Source organism: Arthrobacter sp. THG-b23 (assembly GCF_059091265.1).
In genome coordinates, this window is the sequence record NZ_JBNHGM010000011.1 from 46,692 (window position 1) to 64,135 (window position 17,444).

13 protein-coding genes are annotated in these 17,444 nt (G+C 69.0%); 3 read left to right on the forward strand and 10 right to left on the reverse strand.

The window, feature by feature from the left end; genetic code table 11:
* Positions 1 to 160: 160 nt before the first annotated feature.
* The 3 genes from ruvC to pdxT are packed head-to-tail and all read right to left on the reverse strand — an operon-like array spanning position 161 to position 2,165.
* On the reverse strand, positions 161 to 721 hold the full coding sequence (ruvC, locus tag AC5RVD_RS15865) for a crossover junction endodeoxyribonuclease RuvC (RefSeq protein ID WP_494113777.1): 561 nt from the start codon (positions 719 to 721) through the stop codon (positions 161 to 163).
* A 26-nt stretch (positions 722 to 747) separates the two neighbouring features.
* On the reverse strand, positions 748 to 1,503 hold the full coding sequence (locus AC5RVD_RS15870) for a YebC/PmpR family DNA-binding transcriptional regulator (protein WP_494113776.1): 756 nt from the start codon (positions 1,501 to 1,503) through the stop codon (positions 748 to 750).
* A 2-nt stretch (positions 1,504 to 1,505) separates the two neighbouring features.
* The gene (gene pdxT, locus AC5RVD_RS15875) at positions 1,506 to 2,165 is read right to left on the reverse strand and encodes a pyridoxal 5'-phosphate synthase glutaminase subunit PdxT (protein WP_494121015.1); all 660 of its coding nucleotides are present in this window, start codon (positions 2,163 to 2,165) and stop codon (positions 1,506 to 1,508) included.
* Between the two features lie 183 nt (positions 2,166 to 2,348).
* Here pdxT and AC5RVD_RS15880 point away from each other — a divergent pair, with 183 nt between their 5' ends.
* Complete coding sequence (locus AC5RVD_RS15880; RefSeq protein ID WP_494120758.1) at positions 2,349 to 3,641, forward strand: Mur ligase family protein; 1,293 nt, start codon at positions 2,349 to 2,351, stop codon at positions 3,639 to 3,641.
* Positions 3,641 to 4,363: a type 1 glutamine amidotransferase gene (locus AC5RVD_RS15885; protein ID WP_494113774.1), complete on the forward strand. Its 723-nt coding sequence runs from the start codon at positions 3,641 to 3,643 to the stop codon at positions 4,361 to 4,363. Before AC5RVD_RS15880 ends, AC5RVD_RS15885 begins: the two co-directional genes overlap by 1 nt.
* A gap of 45 nt (positions 4,364 to 4,408) precedes the next feature.
* Here the strand turns inward: AC5RVD_RS15885 and AC5RVD_RS15890 are convergent, their stop codons facing one another.
* Both AC5RVD_RS15890 and AC5RVD_RS15895 read right to left on the reverse strand, forming a co-directional pair.
* A complete protein-coding gene (locus AC5RVD_RS15890; RefSeq protein ID WP_494127460.1) occupies positions 4,409 to 5,443 on the reverse strand; it encodes a CapA family protein in 1,035 nt (344 codons plus the stop codon).
* A gap of 328 nt (positions 5,444 to 5,771) precedes the next feature.
* Positions 5,772 to 7,082, reverse strand: coding sequence for a CapA family protein (locus AC5RVD_RS15895; RefSeq protein ID WP_494127461.1), 1,311 nt, complete (start codon positions 7,080 to 7,082; stop codon positions 5,772 to 5,774).
* 102 nt (positions 7,083 to 7,184) lie between these two features.
* Between AC5RVD_RS15895 and AC5RVD_RS15900 the strand changes: the two genes are divergently transcribed.
* Entirely contained in the window at positions 7,185 to 9,233 is a 2,049-nt protein-coding gene (locus AC5RVD_RS15900) for a M3 family metallopeptidase (protein WP_494127462.1), read from the forward strand.
* Between the two features lie 77 nt (positions 9,234 to 9,310).
* Here AC5RVD_RS15900 and pdxS read toward each other — a convergent pair whose 3' ends face one another.
* From pdxS to AC5RVD_RS15925, 5 genes are all read right to left on the reverse strand, one after another.
* Complete coding sequence (pdxS, locus tag AC5RVD_RS15905) at positions 9,311 to 10,225, reverse strand: pyridoxal 5'-phosphate synthase lyase subunit PdxS (RefSeq protein WP_493977499.1); 915 nt, start codon at positions 10,223 to 10,225, stop codon at positions 9,311 to 9,313.
* 155 nt (positions 10,226 to 10,380) lie between these two features.
* Positions 10,381 to 10,992: a phosphatidylinositol phosphate synthase gene (gene pgsA / locus AC5RVD_RS15910; RefSeq protein ID WP_493987096.1), complete on the reverse strand. Its 612-nt coding sequence runs from the start codon at positions 10,990 to 10,992 to the stop codon at positions 10,381 to 10,383.
* A gap of 7 nt (positions 10,993 to 10,999) precedes the next feature.
* Positions 11,000 to 11,578 carry an HIT family protein gene (locus AC5RVD_RS15915; RefSeq protein WP_494108882.1) on the reverse strand — a complete coding sequence of 193 codons (579 nt, stop codon included), beginning with the start codon at positions 11,576 to 11,578 and terminating at the stop codon, positions 11,000 to 11,002.
* Between the two features lie 2 nt (positions 11,579 to 11,580).
* Positions 11,581 to 13,593 carry a threonine--tRNA ligase gene (gene thrS, locus AC5RVD_RS15920; protein WP_494113060.1) on the reverse strand — a complete coding sequence of 671 codons (2,013 nt, stop codon included), beginning with the start codon at positions 13,591 to 13,593 and terminating at the stop codon, positions 11,581 to 11,583.
* 262 nt (positions 13,594 to 13,855) lie between these two features.
* Positions 13,856 to 17,422: a DNA polymerase III subunit alpha gene (locus AC5RVD_RS15925; protein WP_494127463.1), complete on the reverse strand. Its 3,567-nt coding sequence runs from the start codon at positions 17,420 to 17,422 to the stop codon at positions 13,856 to 13,858.
* Between the last annotated feature and the right edge of the window lie 22 nt (positions 17,423 to 17,444).

A 17,444-nucleotide genomic window follows, 5' to 3' on the forward strand; every position in this document is an offset into this window, starting at 1 on the left:
AACTCAACTCCCAATTCCGGCCTGCGGCCCGGAGTCCGCCCGCCAGCAGCACGGCGGGCGGATTGTCCGAACATATCTACGAATAGCTTACGGGGCAGCGCAGACATTACCGGCGACCGCCACACCGCGGCAACGTTTGCCTTCAGCCGCAGGCGACAGGTCAGCGGCGGTTCCGCTTGGCCTTTGCTTCGGCCTCCGCCCAGAGCCTCTGGGCCGCCGTCATCCCGCCGCCGGCAGCCGGTTTCGCTGCCCCGCCGCGCCAGGCATGGGTGATTGCCAACGCCAAGGCGTCAGCGGCGTCGGCCGGTCGCGGCGGGGTGTCCAGCCGAAGGATCCGTGTCACCATCTTGGTCACGGCGGCTTTGTCCGCCTGCCCGTTGCCGGTGACCGCCGCTTTCACTTCGGTAGGGGTGTGCAGCGCGACGGCGATCCCCCGCCGTGCTGCCGCCGCTATGACCACGCCGGACGCCTGGGCGGTGCCCATCACCGTGCTGACATTGGTCTGGCTGAAAACGCGTTCGACGGCGAGCACGTCCGGCGTGTGCGCGTCGAGCCATTCGTCGATGGCGTCGGCGATCTTAAGCAGGCGCAGCTCCAGCGGCATGTCCGGGGTGGTCCCGACCACCCCGACGTCGACCAGCGAGGAGCGGCGGTTCGGTTCAATGTCGACCACACCCAGGCCGCAGCGGGTTAGGCCCGGGTCCACTCCCAGCACGCGCATGGCTGGTGCCGCCGGCCGGACCGGTGTCAGTCGTTCTCGATTTCGGCGAGGACATCCGCGCTGATGTCGGCGTTGGAGTAGACGTTCTGGACGTCGTCCAGGTCCTCGAGCGCATCCACCAATTTCATGAACTTCCGGGCCGCGTCCGCGTCGAGATCGACGGCCATCGAGGAGACGAACTCGATTTCATCGGTTTCGTACTCGATGCCGGCCTCTTCCAGTGCGGCCACGACGCCGCGAAGGTCCGTGGGATCGGTGTGGACCTCGAAGTTGTCGCCCTGCACTTTGACTTCCTCCGCGCCGGCTTCCAGCACCGCCATCAGGAGGTCGTCTTCCGTGAGCCCGTTCGCGGGCAGGGACACCACGCCCTTGCGGGAGAACATGTAGGACACCGACCCGGGGTCGGCAACGGTGCCGCCGTTGCGGGTGATGGCCAGGCGAACCTCGGAGGCGGCCCGGTTCTTGTTGTCGGTGAGGCACTCGATCAGCACGGCTGAGCCCTGCGGCCCGCGGGCCTCGTAGATGATTTCGCTGTAGTCCACCGTTTCGCCGGTCAGGCCGGCGCCGCGCTTGACCGCGCGGTCGATGTTGTCGTTGGGGACCGAGGTCTTCTTGGCTTTTTGGACGGCCAGTTCCAGCGCGGGGTTGCCGGACATGTCCGCTCCCCCGTTGCGGGCCGCCACTTCGATGTTCTTGATCAGCTTCGCGAACGACTTGGCACGCCTGGCGTCGATCACGGCCTTCTTGTGCTTGGTGGTTGCCCACTTGGAGTGTCCGGCCATGCTTACGCCTCTCCTCTGACGATGCGGATGAAAAGTTCGTGGATGCGGCGCTCCCCCGTAATCTCCGGGTGGAAGGATGTCGCCAGCAAATGCCGCGAACGCACTGCCACTATTCTAGCTGTCCCGTGCAAAGTATCGGTGTGGGAGGCCTCCTCCGGCTCGACGGTGGCCAGGACCTCCACGTCCTTGCCCACGCGTTCCACCCACGGCGCCCGGATGAACACGGCGTGTACCGGCGCCGCGTCCTGGCCGGGAGACGCCGCACTGAACTCCAGGCCGTGGAAGTCCAGGTTGGACTCGAACGATTCACGCTGCCGGCCGAAGGCATTTCGCCGCACCGTAATGTCCAGGCCGCCCAGCGTCTGCTGGGGCTCGCCCTTCAGGTCCGTGGCCGGATCGGCAATCTCCCGGGCGAGCATGATCATGCCCGCGCAGGAACCGTAGACCGGCATTCCCGCCTCGATCCGCCTCTTGAGCGGGTCGGCCAGCTCGAAAATGCGGGTGAGCTTGTCAATCGTGGTGGATTCACCGCCCGGGATGACCAGGCCGTCCACGGCGTCCAATTCCCGCGGCCGGCGCACCGGCACCGCCTGGGCACCGCTGTGTTCCAGGACGGATAGATGTTCGCGGACATCGCCCTGCAGGGCAAGCACACCAATCATGACCACGGTGACGGTTCCTCGAAAGTTCGGCAGCGGGCCGCCCGACGTGGCGGCCGTACGAAAAAACAGTAGTGCCAACCGGTCCGGCAGCGTTAAACGGTGCGCGCCGGCGCTGTGGGACCCGACACCATTAACCGGGAGCCGGCGGTGCCCCGACCCCGGCGGCTTGTATAGTCTCTACTCATGCGACACCTCCTTGCGACCGTTGCCGGAAAGGCCGTAAAGGCGGTAGCCAGGCTCCGCGGCGGCGGTTCCGCACTGCCCGGCCTGGTGGCCGAAAAAATCGATCCGCAGTTCCTGCCGCGCACGCTCGGCACGCTGCCGCGCGGCGTCGTGGTGATCAGCGGAACGAACGGCAAGACCACTACCACCAAGATGGTGGTGGAGCTGCTCCAGGGCCAGGGCCTGAAGGTGTTCACGAACCGCACGGGCAGCAACTTCACCCGCGGCGTGGTTGCGTCCGTGCTGGGCGACTCGGACGCCCGGGGCCGGCTGGACGCGGATATCGCCGTGTTGGAGCTGGACGAGGCCCACGCGGTTCACTTCGTCAAACTGGTGGCCCCGCGCTACAGCCTGCTGCTCAACGTCATGCGCGACCAGTTGGACCGCTTCGGCGAAATCGAAACGACTGCGGGATTCCTCCGGCAGATTGCCGCCGCGACGACTGAGGCGGTGGTACTCAACCGTGAGGACCCGCGCATTGCGGCACTGGCCGGCGCCGTGGCGGCGCCGCGGATCGAATACTTCGGCCTGGCACCCCAGCTGCGCCACATGTTCCCGCACGACGACGAGATGCGGACCGCGTCTGCCGGCCCCTCCGCCGCCACCGCCGCCGAAGGCGACCGGCCGAGCGCCGACGTCGTGCTGTCGGCCTGTGAAGGGGCCGCCGCAACCTTCCAGCTGGACGGACGCGCGATCGAGGTCGAGCTGAAGCTGACCGGCGTCTACAACGTGTTCAATGCCGCCGCGGCGATGGTGCTGGCGCGGACCGTGTTGGGTCCCGCCGTGGACGAGCCGGCGCTGCTGGCCTCGCTGGAGAACGTCACCCCGGCCTTCGGCCGCGGTGAATCGCTGACCGTCAACGGCCAGCCGCTGGACCTGGTGCTGGTGAAGAACCCGGCCGGCTTCCGGCTGGCCCTGAAGTCCTTCCCCGCCGCCGGCTACCGGACCATGATCGCCATCAACGACAACTACGCCGACGGGCGGGACATGTCCTGGCTGTGGGACGTCGACTTCGATTCGCTGCGGGACACCGGCGTGGCCGAGGTCTCCGGGGTCCGGGCGCGCGACATGGGCCTGCGCCTCTTCTATGAGGACGTTCCGGTGGGCCGGGTGGACACGGACCTGAACGCCTCGCTGCAACGGTTCATTGCGGGCGATCCGGATACGCCGAAGCGCATCTACTGCACCTACACCGCCATGCTGGCGCTGCGCCGCGAGCTCGGCAAACTGACCGAAGTGGAAGTGGTCTCCTGATGGACGCCCCTGTTATCGACCTGCTCCAGTTGTACCCGCGGGACATGAACATCTACGGCGACTGGGGCAACGTCCTGGTGCTGCGCAGGCGCCTTCAGCTGCGCGGCTACGACGTCCGGCTGCACGAGTACAACCCCGGCGACGCGTTCCCGGAGCAGGTTGACCTGATCGTGGGCGGCGGCGGCCAGGACTCCGGCCAGAACAAGATCCAGGCCGACCTGCTGGCCCAGGGCGGCCGGCTGCGGGAGCTGGCCGAGGACGGCCTGCCGATGCTGGCCGTCTGCGGCCTGTACCAGCTGTTCGGCCACCGGTTCACCACCCACACCGGCGAGGTCATCACCGGCATCGGGCTGCTGGATGCCGAAACCGTGGGCGGGCCCGTCCGGCTGATCGGCAACACCGTGCTCGAAAGCAGCGAGTTCGGCACCATCATCGGGTACGAGAACCACAGCGGACTGACCACCCTCGGCAGCGACGTCCGGCCGTTCGGACGGGTGGCCAAGGGCCAGGGCAACAACGGCACCGACGGCACCGAGGGGGCCCGCTACCACAACGTCGTTGCCACCTACCTGCATGGTTCGCTGCTGCCCAAGAACCCGGCCGTCGCCGACTACCTGATCCGGCACGCCGCCGAGCGGCGCTACGGCAGCTTCAACGACGTGGCGCTGGACATCCCGCATGAGGCCGAAGCCCGCGCCGACGCAGCCGCCCGCCCGCGCTGACGCAGCCGGCCGGCGCCACGGCGGTTCAGCCGCCGGAAGGCGGCGTCATTCTCCGCTGAGCAGCCACTCGCGGGCGATGTCCGTCGGGGCACCCATCGACTCGACGGTCGCCTTGATCCGTTGCCGGCTGGCCGCGTCCGCCTGTTCGGACACGCACCATTCGCCGGACTTCGCGGCTGCTTCCAGCGCATCGGCGGCCACCGGGCACCAGCGGTGCCCGGGTCCGTCGAACGTGGCCGGCAGCCAGTCCAGCCGCGCCACGTCCCAGGCACCTCCCTCGTCGGCCTGGCTGAACTGGGCCCGGACCATCAAGCCCTCGGTGTTGAGGATGTCCGGCGTTGCATGGGCGGCAATGGTGTTGCCCAGCCCGTAGGCGATCCAGGTGCCGTTGTGGCGCTCCATCGGCTGGACGGAGTGGCTGTGGTGCCCGTACACCAGGGAGAACTCGCCGCTGTCGGCCAGCGCGTGGGCGGCCTCCTGCTGTGCCGGGCTGGCGTAGTCGGTGTATTCGTCCCCGGCATGGACCGCTCCCAGGACGATGTCCGCGCCCAGCGCGCGGGCCTTCCTGGCCTTGGCGATCATGGCAGCCGGATCCAGCATGTCCACCTGCCACGGCCGGTCCGGCACGAGCCCGTTCAGGGAGAACGTGCCGGTGATGACCGCGATCCGTGCGGCCGGGGTGTCCAGGACCAGCACGTCCTCGGCCTCGGCCGCGCTGCGGTACGAGCCGGTGTGTTCCAGGCCGCGCGCGTCCAGCGCGTCCAGGGTCCGGTCCAGGCCGGCGGTGCCGTGGTCGAACGCGTGATTGCTGGCCGTGGTGCAGGCGTCGTAGCCCACGGCGGTGGCGGCGTCGAGGATCTGCGGCGGCGCGTTGAACGCCGGGTAGCCGGAGTACGGTCCGTCGTCCGCGGCCACGGGAGTTTCCAGCTGGCAGACGGCCAGGTCCGCGGTGTCCAGGTATTGCTCCTGGGCGGCCAGCATCGGCTCGAAGTCCAAGGCCCCCTTCCCGGTCTGCCGGGCGTCCGCGCCCGCCTGCTCCCAGAGCGGCTCATGCAGCAGCAGGTCGCCGGTGAGGGCCACGGTTGCGCAGCGGATTCCCGGACAATCCGGGCCCGCTCCGGCTGTCACCGCCGGCTTCGGGGCGGGCGCCGGTGTGGAGGACGACGGAGGAGCCTCCCCCGTGCCACCGCTGCCCGGCAGGCCCGAGACGGAGGGCACCGCCGGCCCCGTTCCGGGCGGGGCGCCCGTCTGCCCTCCCGGGCTGCAGCCGGCCAGGAGCAGGGCCGCGATGGCCACGCCCGCCGCCGCCGTGAGGGGCGTCCTCGTCCCGGCTGGGCGATGGTTGCCCGGGCACGGTGCCGGGCGCCCTTCCCGCGGCCCGGCCTCCGCCGACGGGATGCCGGCCACGCTAGTGGTCCCGTTCCCGGGTGATCAGCAGTTCGTGGGCGCCGTGCCCGGCAGCGCCCATCGATTCCACCGTGGTCTTGGTCCGTTCACGCGACGCTGCATCCGCACGCTTCGATGCACAGACGCCCTGCGGCCTGTCCGCGGCCACCGAGCACCAGCGGAACGGGCTGGCGGTGATCAGGCTGGGCGCCCACGCCAGGTCGCTGACCAGCCACCCGCCGTCGATGCCTTCACTGAACTGGGCGCGCAGCAGCAGGCCTTCGTTGTTCACCTCGTACCACGGCGACAGTTCGGTGACGCCGTTGCCCAGACCATAGGCGATCCACGTGCCGCGGTACTTTTCGATCGGCAGCACCGAGTGGGTGTGGTGGCCGTAGATGAGGGTGAACTCGCCGCTGTCCGCCAGAGCGTGGGCCACCTCTTCCTGCTGCGCGCTGGGGACGGACGCATACTCGTCGCCGGCATGCATGGCACCCAGCACGATGTCTGCGCCGCGCCCGCGGGCTTCCCTGGCCTTGCCGATCATCGCGTCGGCGTCCAGCATGTCCACCTGCCAGGGGTGTTCGGGCGGCAGCCCGTTGTGCCCGTACGTGCCGGTGATCACGGCGATGTCCGCGCCGCCGGCCGCCAGGATCAGCGGCTCGCCCGCATCCGACCGGTTCCGGTAGGACCCGGTGTGCTCCAGCCCACGGTCGTCCAGGGCCTCCAGCGTGCGCTCCAGCCCGACCGTCCCCTGGTCGAGGGTGTGGTTGCTGGCCGTGGTGCAGGCGTCGTATCCCATCGCCTTGGCGGCATCCAGGATGTGCGGCGGCACGTTAAAGGACGGATAGCCGGAGTACGGCCCGTTCTCGTGGGCGACCGGCGTCTCCAGGTGGCAGATCGCCAGATCGCTGCGTTCGAGGTACGCGCGCTGTCCCTTGAGCAGGGGTTCGAAGTCCATCGGCCCGTTGCCGGTCTCCGCCGCGTCGGCCGCGGCCTGTTCCCACAGTCCGGCGTGCACCAGCATGTCCCCGGTCACCAGCACCGACGCGCAGCGCAGCGTGGGGCAGCCGGCCGCGGCGCCGTGGGTCGGTTCCTCCGCGGGTGCCGCGGTGGCCGTGGCGGGCCGGCCGGCAGCGTCCCGCGACGGACCCGGCGCGCCCCGGCCGGAGGGCGTGGACTGGCCGGGGGGCACCCCGGACCGGCCCGCGCCGTCGGCCACTACCCCGCAGCCGGTGGCCAGCGCGAGGACCGCGGTTGCCGCCCCCAGCGCAACCGCGGCCCGCCTGGTCCACACCGGGAGCCCCGTCCCCTCGGGCGGCTGCCTGTTCATGCCGCAAGTGTAAGTCCGGACGTGGCGTGGCTCACGGCGGCGCGTCGGCGTGCCCGCGGCCAATACGGCAAAGACGCCGGGCACCCGTGGCACAGTGGTGGCATGGCCAACCCCTTCCTGGAACCCAGTCTCCTCCCCTATGAGCTGCCCGATTTCGCCGCGATCCGCCCGGAACACTATCCGGCGGCGTTCGAGGCCGGCTTCCGCGAGCAGCTGGCGGACATCGAGGCGATCCCGGCCAACCCGGCGCCGGCAACCTTCGAGAACACCGCCGTCGCCTTCGAGCGGTCCGGCCGCACGCTGTACCGGGTGAGCGCCGTGCTGGACAACTTCGCCGCCGCGGACGCCACCGACGACGTGATGGAACTGCAGCGGCAGATGGCCCCGCAGCGGGCCGCCCACCGGGACAACATCTACCTGCATGCGTCTCTCTACCGGCGGGTCTCGGCGGTCGACGAAACCGCAGAAGGCCTCGAGGGCGAAGACCTGCGCCTGCTCACCGAGCTGCGCAAGAAGTTCCGCCGGGCCGGCGCCCAGCTTCCGCCGGCGGACCAGGAGCGGCTGCGGGCGATGAACGTGGAACTGTCGGAGCTGGACGCGGAGTATTCGCGGGAGCTGCTCGCCGCCGGCAATGCCGCCGCGGTGCATGTCACCGACCGCGGGCAACTGGCCGGGCTCGCCGACGACGACCTGGCCGCCGCGGAGCTGGCGGCGCGGGACGCCGGTTACGAGGACGGATGGCTGCTGGCGCTGACCCTGCCGACCGCCCAGCCGTCGCTGGAAACGCTCACCGACCGCGGCACCCGCCGTCGCCTGCACGAGGCATCGGTGGGCCGCAGCGAAGCGGGCAACAGGACGCTGGAGCTGGCGGCCCGCACGGCGGAGCTGCGGGCCGAGCGGGCCGCGTTGCTCGGCTATGCCAACCACGCCGAGTATGTGCTGGACGGGCAGACGGCGCCCTCGCTCGCGGCCGTGCAGGACATGCTGGCGCGCCTGGTCCCGCCCGCCGTCGCCAACGCCCGCACCGAGGCGGAGATCCTGGCCGAGGCGGCCGGCCACCCCCTCGAGCCGTGGGACTGGGCCTTCTATTCGGAGGCGGTGCGCCGCCGCGACTACAGCGTGGACCTGGCCGGGCTGCGGCAGTACTTCGAGCTCGAACGCGTGCTCGCCGACGGCGTCTTCTTCGCCGCGAACCGGTTGTACGGACTGCGGTTCGAGGGCCGGCCGGACCTCACCGCCTACCATCCGCAGGCGCGGATCTGGGAAGTGATGGACGACGACGGCGCCCGGCTCGGCCTGTTCATCGGCGACTTCCATACCCGGGACACTAAGAACGGCGGCGCCTGGATGGATTCGCTGGTCGAGCAGTCCCGCTTGCTGGGACAGCGGGCCGTGGTCATGAACAACCTGAACATCCCGCAGCCCGCTCCCGGCGAGCCGGCCCTGCTCAGCTACGACAACGTGGTGACGCTTTTCCACGAATTCGGCCATGCGCTGCACGGCCTGCTCTCCCGCGTGAAATACCCCAGCCTCTCGGGCACCAACGTGCCCAGGGACTTCGTGGAATACCCGTCGCAGGTCAACGAGATGTGGATGCTGGAACCGGAGGTTGTCGGCAACTACGCCTGGCACCACCTGACCGGCGAGCCGCTGCCGCGGGAGGTAGTGGACCGCATCAAAGCAGCGCAGCTGTGGGGCGAAGGCTTCGCCACCACCGAGTACCTGGCCGCGTGCGTGCTCGACCTGGCCTGGCACAGCCTGGCCGCCGGGCAGCGGGTCGAGGATCCGCTGGCCTTCGAACGCCAGGCACTGGCCGATGCCGGAATCGACCTGCCCCTGGTCCCGCCGCGCTACCGCACCGGCTACTTCAAGCACATTTTCGCCGGCGGCTACGCGGCGGGCTACTACTCCTACATCTGGAGCGAAATCCTGGACGCCGATACCGTGGCCTGGTTCGCGGAAAACGGCGGGCTGCAGCGCAGCAACGGGGACCGCTTCCGCCGCGAACTGCTCTCGCGGGGCAACAGCATGGATCCGCTGCAGGCCTTCCGGAGCTTCCGCGGCCAGGACGCGGACCTGGCGCCGCTGCTGGCCCGGCGCGGGCTCGACCGGGAGAGCAGTGCCCCGGCAGGCCGCGGGGACCTCCGGTAACGGCGGGGACGTCGGTTATCGGCGAACGCCCGGCGCCGCACCTTCGTGCGGGACCGGGCGTTCGCCGTCGTCGGTGTTTACCAGCCGCGCTCGGCGAGGCGGTGCGGCTGCGGGATCTCGTCCACGTTGATGCCGACCATGGCCTCGCCCAGGCCGCGCGAGACCTTGGCGATGACGTCCGGGTCGTCATGGAAGGTGGTGGCCTTGACGATCGCGGCGGCGCGCTCGGCCGGGTTGCCGGACTTGAAGATGCCGGAACCGACGAACACGCCGTCGGCGCCCAGCTGCATCATCATCGCGGCGTCGGCCGGGGTGGCGATGCCGCCGGCGGTGAACAGCACCACCGGCAGCTTCCCGGTCGCGGCGATTTCCTTGACCAGTTCGTACGGGGCCTGCAGTTCCTTCGCCGCCACGTACAGCTCGTCTTCGGGCATCGCCGACAGGCGCTTGATCTCGGCGCGGATCTGGCGCATGTGGCCGGTGGCGTTGGAGACGTCGCCGGTGCCGGCTTCGCCCTTGGAGCGGATCATGGCCGCCCCTTCGTTGATGCGGCGCAGGGCCTCGCCCAGGTTGGTGGCGCCGCAGACGAAGGGAACGGTGAAGTTCCACTTGTCGATGTGGTTGGTGTAGTCGGCCGGGGTCAGCACCTCGGACTCGTCGATGTAATCCACGCCGAGGGACTGCAGCACCTGCGCCTCGACGAAGTGGCCGATGCGGGCCTTGGCCATCACCGGGATGGAAACGGCTTCGATGATGCCGTCCACCATGTCCGGATCGCTCATCCGGGACACGCCGCCCTGGGCGCGGATATCCGCCGGAACGCGCTCGAGGGCCATCACGGCCACGGCACCGGCGTCTTCGGCGATGCGCGCCTGTTCGGGGGTCACGACGTCCATGATGACGCCGCCCTTCAACATCTCGGCCATGCCCCGCTTGACCCGGCTGCTGCCGGTTACGGGGGCGTGAGTCGAAGTTTCTTCACTGCTGGACACTAAAAGCCCCTAGGAGTCGGTAGGAAACGTACATCTCATCATACGTCCGGCCCGGCGCGCAGGGTCACCGATGACGTAACCTTCCTGGCCGTCCGGTGCGGGCCGCCGTCCGCCGGGACCGGTGGCGGTCCGGGCGGCCGGCGGCCCCGGGCGGATCAGGCGGTTTGCTGTGTCTGCCGGTAGACGGCCAGGATCCGCTGGGCCACGGTCAGCAGGCTGGCGGCGGCCAGCAGCACCAGGACCACCAGCAGGACCACTTCCGGCAGGCCCAGTCCGGTCAGTCCGGTGAAGACCAGGACGGATACCAGGCGTTCGGAGCGTTCGGCCAGGCCCACGGCGGCGGTACAGCCAAGCGATTCCGCCTTGGCCCGGGCGTAGGAGACCAGCGAGCCCAGCAGCAGGCAGACGAGTGCGGAGACGGCGATGGCCAGGTTATCCCCGCCGGTGAAGAACCAGATGGCCACGCCGGCGAACACCGCGCCGTCGGCCAGCCGGTCGAGGGTGGAGTCCAGGAAGTTGCCCCAGCGGCTGTTGCGCTCCAGCATGCGGGCCATCAGGCCGTCCACCATGTCGGAGAAGACGAACGCCGTGATGAAGACCGTTCCCCAGAACAGCTCCCCGAGCGGGTAGAACACGAGCGCCCCCACGGAGACCCCGAGGGTGCCCACGATGGTGACGGCGTCGGGCGAGACACCCATCCGGATCAGGGCACGGGCCAGCGGCGTGAACAGTTTTCCGAAGAATCCGCGCGCGTACTTGTTGAGCATCGCCGCGCTACCGTGCCGGCCAGGCTTGGGCTACCTGCTTGCGGACCTCATCCAGGGTCTCGGTGATCGCCTTGGTCTGCGCGATGATCGGGAAGAAATTCCCGTCGCCGCCCCACCTGGGCACCACGTGCTGGTGCAGGTGCGCCGCGACCCCTGCGCCCCCGGCCGCACCCTGGTTCATTCCCAGGTTGAAGCCGCTGGGGTTCGCCACCTTCCGCAGGACCCGCATCGCCGTCTGGGTCAGCTCGGCGAACTCGGCTGTCTCCTCCGCGGTGATGTCCGTGTAGTCGGGCACGTGGCGGTACGGGCAGACCAGCAGGTGCCCGGGGTTGTACGGAAACAGGTTGAGCACCACGTAGGCGAACTCGCCGCGGTGGACGATCAGCGATTCCTCGTCCGGGCGGGCCGGAGCCATGCAGAACGGGCACTCGTCCTTGTTCTTGAACTGGCCCTGGCCGCCCTTGACGTAGGCCATGCGGTGCGGCGTCCAGAGCCGCTGGAAGGCATCCGGCACGCCGGGCAGCTCAAAGCCGTCCGTCACCTCATCGCCGGTCCGGTCGGTCATGGCTTCGGTCGTCTCGGCCATCGTCAGTTGCCGCGCCTGGCTGCGGCCTGCACGATGCGGGACACTGCCTCGTCCACCGGGATGCCGTTGTCCTGGCTGCCGTCGCGGAAGCGGAAGGAGACGGCTCCGGCTTCGGCGTCCTCCCCGCCGGCGATCAGCACGAACGGAACCTTGTCCTTGCTGGCGGTTCGGATCTTCTTCGGGAAGCGGTCCGAGCCCAGGTCGGCTTCGGCGCGGATGCCCTGGGCCCGCAGCTTGGCCACGATCTCCAGCATGTAGTCGTTGAACGCCTCCGCCACCGGGATGCCGACCACCTGGACCGGGGCCAGCCAGGCCGGGAAGGCGCCGGCGTAGTGCTCGATCAGCAGGCCCATGAAGCGCTCCACCGAGCCGAACAGGGCGCGGTGGATCATCACGGGGCGCTGGCGGCTGCCGTCGGCTGCCTGGTATTCGAGTTCGAACCGCTCGGGCAGGTTGAAGTCCAGCTGGATGGTGGACATCTGCCAGCTCCGGCCGATCGCGTCGCGGGCCTGTACCGATATCTTGGGGCCGTAGAAGGCCGCTCCGCCCGGGTCCGGCACCAGTTCCAGGCCGGACGCCTCGGCGACCTCGGCCAGGGTGCGGGTGGCCTCGTCCCACACGTCGTCGGAGCCCACGTACTTCTCCGGGTCCTTGGTGGAGAGCTCCAGGAAGAAGTCGTCGAGCCCATAGTCCTTGAGCAGGTCCAGCACGAAGTTGAGCGTGGTGGTCAGCTCGTCCTTCATCTGCTCGCGGGTGCAGTAGATATGCGCGTCGTCCTGGGTCATGCCCCGCACGCGGGTCAGGCCGTGGACAACGCCGGACTTTTCGTAACGGTAGACGGAGCCGAACTCGAACAACCGCAGCGGCAGCTCGCGGTAGGACCTGCCGCGCGAGCGGAAAATCAGGTTGTGCATCGGGCAGTTCATCGGCTTCAGGTAGTAGTCCTGGCCGGGCTTGACGACCTCGTTGGTTTCGGGATCGCGGGTCTCGTCCACATGCATGGGAGGGAACATCCCGTCCCGGTACCAGTCCAGGTGGCCGGAGACCTCGTACAGGTTGCTCTTGGTGATGTGCGGGGTGTAGACGAATTCGTAGCCCGCCTCGGTGTGCCGCTGCCGCGAGTAATCCTCCATCGCCTTGCGGACGATCCCGCCCTTCGGGTGGAAGACGGGCAGGCCGGAGCCCAGTTCATCCGGGAAGGAGAACAGGTCCAGCTCGGCGCCCACCCGGCGGTGGTCGCGGCGCTCCGCCTCGGCCAGCCGCTCCTGGTAGGCCTTCAGGTCTTCCTTGGTGGGCCAGGCGGTGCCGTAGATGCGCTGCAGCTGCTTGTTCTTTTCGTTGCCCCGCCAGTAGGCGGCGGCCGAGCGGGTCAGCGCATAGGCGTTGGAGATCAGCTTGGTGTTGGGCAGGTGCGGCCCGCGGCAGAGGTCCTTCCAGACCACTTCGCCGCTCTTGGCATCCACGTTGTCGTAGATCGTCAGTTCGCCGGCGCCCACTTCGATGCTGGCTCCCTCGCCGGCCTCGTCGGAATGGCCCTTGAGCCCGATCAGCTCTTCCTTGTACGGCTCCCCCGCCATCTCGGCGAGCGCTTCGGTCTCGGAGACGGTGCGGCGGACGAAGCGCTGGTTGGAGTTGACGATCTTGAGCATCATCTTCTCCAGCTGCTTCAGGTCCTCCGGGGTGAAGGGCTCCTCGACGTCGAAGTCGAAGTAGAAGCCGTCGGTGATGTACGGGCCGATCCCGAGCTTGGAGTCCTTCCGCAGCTGCTGCACGGCCTGGGCCATCACGTGCGCGGTGGAGTGGCGCAGCACGTTGAGTCCGTCCGGGGAGTCGATGGTCACGGCTTCGACCTTCGCGCCGGCGGGGATCGGCTGGTCCAGGTCCTTCAGTTCGCCGTCGACGCGGACGACGACGACCTCCCGCCGGGCGCCGTAAAGGTCGGCCCCCGTCGTGCCCTCGGTCACCTGGTTCTCTTCGCCGTCGACGATGAGGGTGATGTTCTGGGGCGCTGACACAGAGGTCTCCTTATGGTGGATGTAAGCCGTTACAGCAGCGACATACTTGGGCGCTGCAAGCCTCTACGATCGTATCCGCTGTCGAGTTGCCCGACCAACACCGGCGCGGCAGGGGCTGGGCGCACGCGGAGACCGGCCGGCCGCTCCGGCCGGCGGGATCACCTGCGGGTTCACGCTGCTTCCGGCCGGCGGCGTCACCCTACCCGGTTCCCGTGGCTTCCCGCCGGCGGTGGTGCATCACCGTAGCTTCCGGCCGGCGGCGTCACCCTGCCCGGTTCCCGTGGCTTCCGGCCAGCCAGGGTTCGGCCGGAACGCGGTGATCCAGTCCTTCCGCGGCCATGCGGCGGGCAAGTTCGCCAGTTCCCGGCTTTTCCTGGCGGTCGGCGCCCCTGCCTTGTGCCGGGGTTGCGGGCGTACGCCCCGCCGCAGGCCCGGAAGGGACGGGGTTGCCCGGCAGCGGCAGGCCGGCGGTGTCCGAAAGGTCCCACGCCTCCAGCGCCTGCAGCCCGATCCCCCTGGGTCCGGTCCGCCGGGTGAGGCCGCGGATGAGCAGCATCTCGGTGCCGAACAGCAGCGGGCCGGAACGTTCCTGGGCTTCCTGGAAGAAGGTGGCGTCCACGCAGCCGGTGCCGTCGTCCACGCTGATGAAAACCACCCGCCGGCCGCCGCGCATGGGCGGGGTCTGGGTGGCAACACGGATACCGGCCACCATCACTTCGCTCCCGTTGCGCAGGTGCAGCAGGTCCTTGGCCTGGGTGACGCCGAGCTGGGCCAGCAGCGGCGCGTAGCTCTCCATCAGGTGGGAGCTGGCGTCGATCGAGAGCAGGTCCAGTTCGGTGCGCACCTTGTCCACAGTGGTAGGTTCCGGGAAAACCGGGACGAGATGGCGCAGCTCCAGGTCCCCCAGCGGCAGGGACAGCTGGCCCTCGGTGGGCTGGTAGCGCTGGGGAACCGGGCGTGCGTCCGGCTGGTCCAGATGGTAGACCAGATCCGTCCGGCTGGCCGCCCGGCCGCCGCGTTGGCCGGTCCTGCGGTTCAGTTCGTCGAAGGCCCCCAGCTGGGCCAGGCGTTTCAGCGCGGGTTTGCCGACCTTGGCCCGCGCCCGCAGGTCGGCCAGCGATTCGTACGGCTGGCCGGCAACTATGCGTTTGAGCTCGGTCGCCGAGAGCCCGTAGATGCCGGTCAGGCTAAGCCGGATCCCCAGCTTTTCCCCGGTGCCGGAGGGAACGCGTTCCACCTGGTAGCGGTCCGTGCTGCGGTTGATGTCCAGCGGCAGGATCGGGATGCCCAACCGCCGCGCTTCGGCCACCAGCAGGCGCAGCGGGTACATTCCCGGATCGTGCTGCCACAACCCGGCCAGGAACGCCTCGGGGTGGTGGGCCTTCAGCCAGGCCGTCTGGTAGGTGGGCACGGCGAAGGCGGCCCCGTGGGCTTTGCAGAACCCGAAGCTGCCGAAGGACTTCAGCGTGCCCCACACTGCGTCGACCACCTCCGGCGGATAGCCGCGGTCCAGCGAGGCGTTGCGGAAGTATTCCTCCACCGCGGGTTCGGCTTCCTCGTTGCCCAGCAGCCGGCGGAATTCGTCCGCCTTGGCCAGGCCGCAGCCGGTGAATACGTCGAAAGTCCGCAGGACCTGTTCGTGAAAGATCGTGACGCCGTGGGTTTCCTTCAGGACCGGAATCAAATCAGGGTGCGGGAAGCGCTCCGGCGCCCAGCCATGGCGGTGCTCCAGGAACGGCCGGACCATATCCGATTGCATCGGGCCCGGCCGGAACAGCGAAATGTCGATAATCAGGTCGTTGAAGTCCCGCGGGGCCATCTTGCCCACCAGTTCGCGCTGGCCCGGTGATTCGATCTGGAAGCATCCCAGGGTGTGGGTGCTGCGGATCAGCTCGTAGGTCGGTTCGTCGTCCAGCGGGACCCGTTCCAGGTTGATGGTCCCGTCCGCGGCAATGTAGTCGGGTCCGGTTCCCTCCCCGCCCACCGGGTGCCGGCCGGCTGCCGTCACGGCGTCCTTGTCCGGATGGATGCGGGCTATTTCCTTCAGCGCGTAGGCGATGGAACTCTGCATCCGCACGCCCAGCACGTCCAGCTTGAGCATGCCCATGGGGTCCATGTCGTGTTTGTCGAACTGGCTCATCGGCAGCCCCAGCCCGCTTGGCTGGGTAGGGGTGCGGTCCAACAGCGAGGTGTCGCCCAGGATCACCCCGCAGGGGTGCATGGAGATGTGCCGGGGCAACCGGTCCAGCCGTTCGGTCAAATCCACCAGCAGGTCCAGCTGCTGGTTTTGCTCCACCTGCGCGGAAAACGCGCGCAGCTCCGGCTTTTCTGCCATCGCCTCACGGAACTGGCGCGCGGAGAACCGCCACAGCTGTTTGGCGATGCCCGAAATCTCCTCCTCCGGCAGGCCCAGCGCCAAGCCGGCGTCGCGGACCGCCCCGCGGGCACGGTAACCGTTCTGCATGCTCATCAGGGTGACCCGCTGGCTGCCGAAACGGTCGAAGATCTTTTGGTAGACGTTGTGCCGCTCTGAGCTTTCCACATCGATGTCGATGTCCGGCAGGGTGGAACGGTCCTGGGAAAGGAAGCGCTCGAAGATCAGCCCGTGGTCCAGGGGGTTCACGTGGCTGATGTAGAGCAGATAGTTCACCAGGCTTGAGGCGCCCGACCCCCGGGCCGCGGCGCGCACGCCCATTCCGGTGATCATGCGCGACACTTCGGCCACCGTCAGGAAGTAGGAGGCGAAGCCCAGCCGCGAGATGATGCCCAGCTCATGGGCCAGCCGGTCCCGCAGTTCCTTCTCGGCCCGTCCGGACATTTCGCCGAACCGTTCGGCGATGCCGGTTTCGCAGCGCTGCACCAGCTCGGCCACGGGATCCCCGTCGATCCCGATGACAGAGGCTTCGGGGACCACCGGGCGCTTGAAGCCCATGTCTTGGTAAGAATCCATGCGGCAGCGGTCGGCCACCGCTTCCGTCGTGGCCAGCAGGCGGATGACGTCCTTGCTTCCGCCGCCGGCTGCCTGCACGATTTCCCGCGCCAGGGCTTGCATCCGGTCGGGGGATTTCAACCAGCCCTGGGCGCTCGGCTGCAGGTCCGGCAGCTTGGACAAGGCTGTCAGTGCCCTCGCCGAGTCCAGCACATCGGCGGTGGCGGCTCCGTCCTCTTCGCAGTAGCGCACGGCATTGGTCAGCACTGCCGGCAGATTCAGCTCCGCGGCCAGGTTAAGCATCCGCACCGCGTGGGCGGTACTGAGGTTCTCCCCCGGGGCACTCAGGTGGGAGACGATTTCCACAACCAGCGACCCGGCCGGCATTCCGCTGCGCCAGCGTCCGGCCAGCCGGCGGGCTTCGGCGTAGCTGCGGCGGCGCAGCGCCTGTCCGACGTCGGAAAAAGGGCCGAGCAGCACCGTCAGGGCAGGTTCGCCGTCCGGAATACCGGCATGCCGGGCGAGTTGATCCACCGTCACGCCGGGCGTCCGGCGGCTGCCGGCACGCCCGCGGGCAGCCGTGCCGGCATGGGCTTCAGAGACCAGGCGGCAGAGCGCATGGTAGCCCCTGCCCTGGTTCCCGCCGTGGGCCAGCACCACAACGCGGCCGGTGTCCCGGCCGCCGCCGTCTTGGACGGCCAGGTCCACGCCGACTATCGGATCCATCCCCGTGGCCAGGCATGCCTTCAGGTGCTTGACCGTCCCGTAGAGGCCGTCCCGGTCGGTGCAGGCCAAGGCGTCGGCTCCGAAGGAAGCGGCCGCTGCGGCCAGTTCCTCCGGCCAGGAGACACCGTAGTGGGCACTGTACGCCGTGGATACGTGCAGGTGGGTGAAGCTCATGGACATTCCAAACAACGGTTGG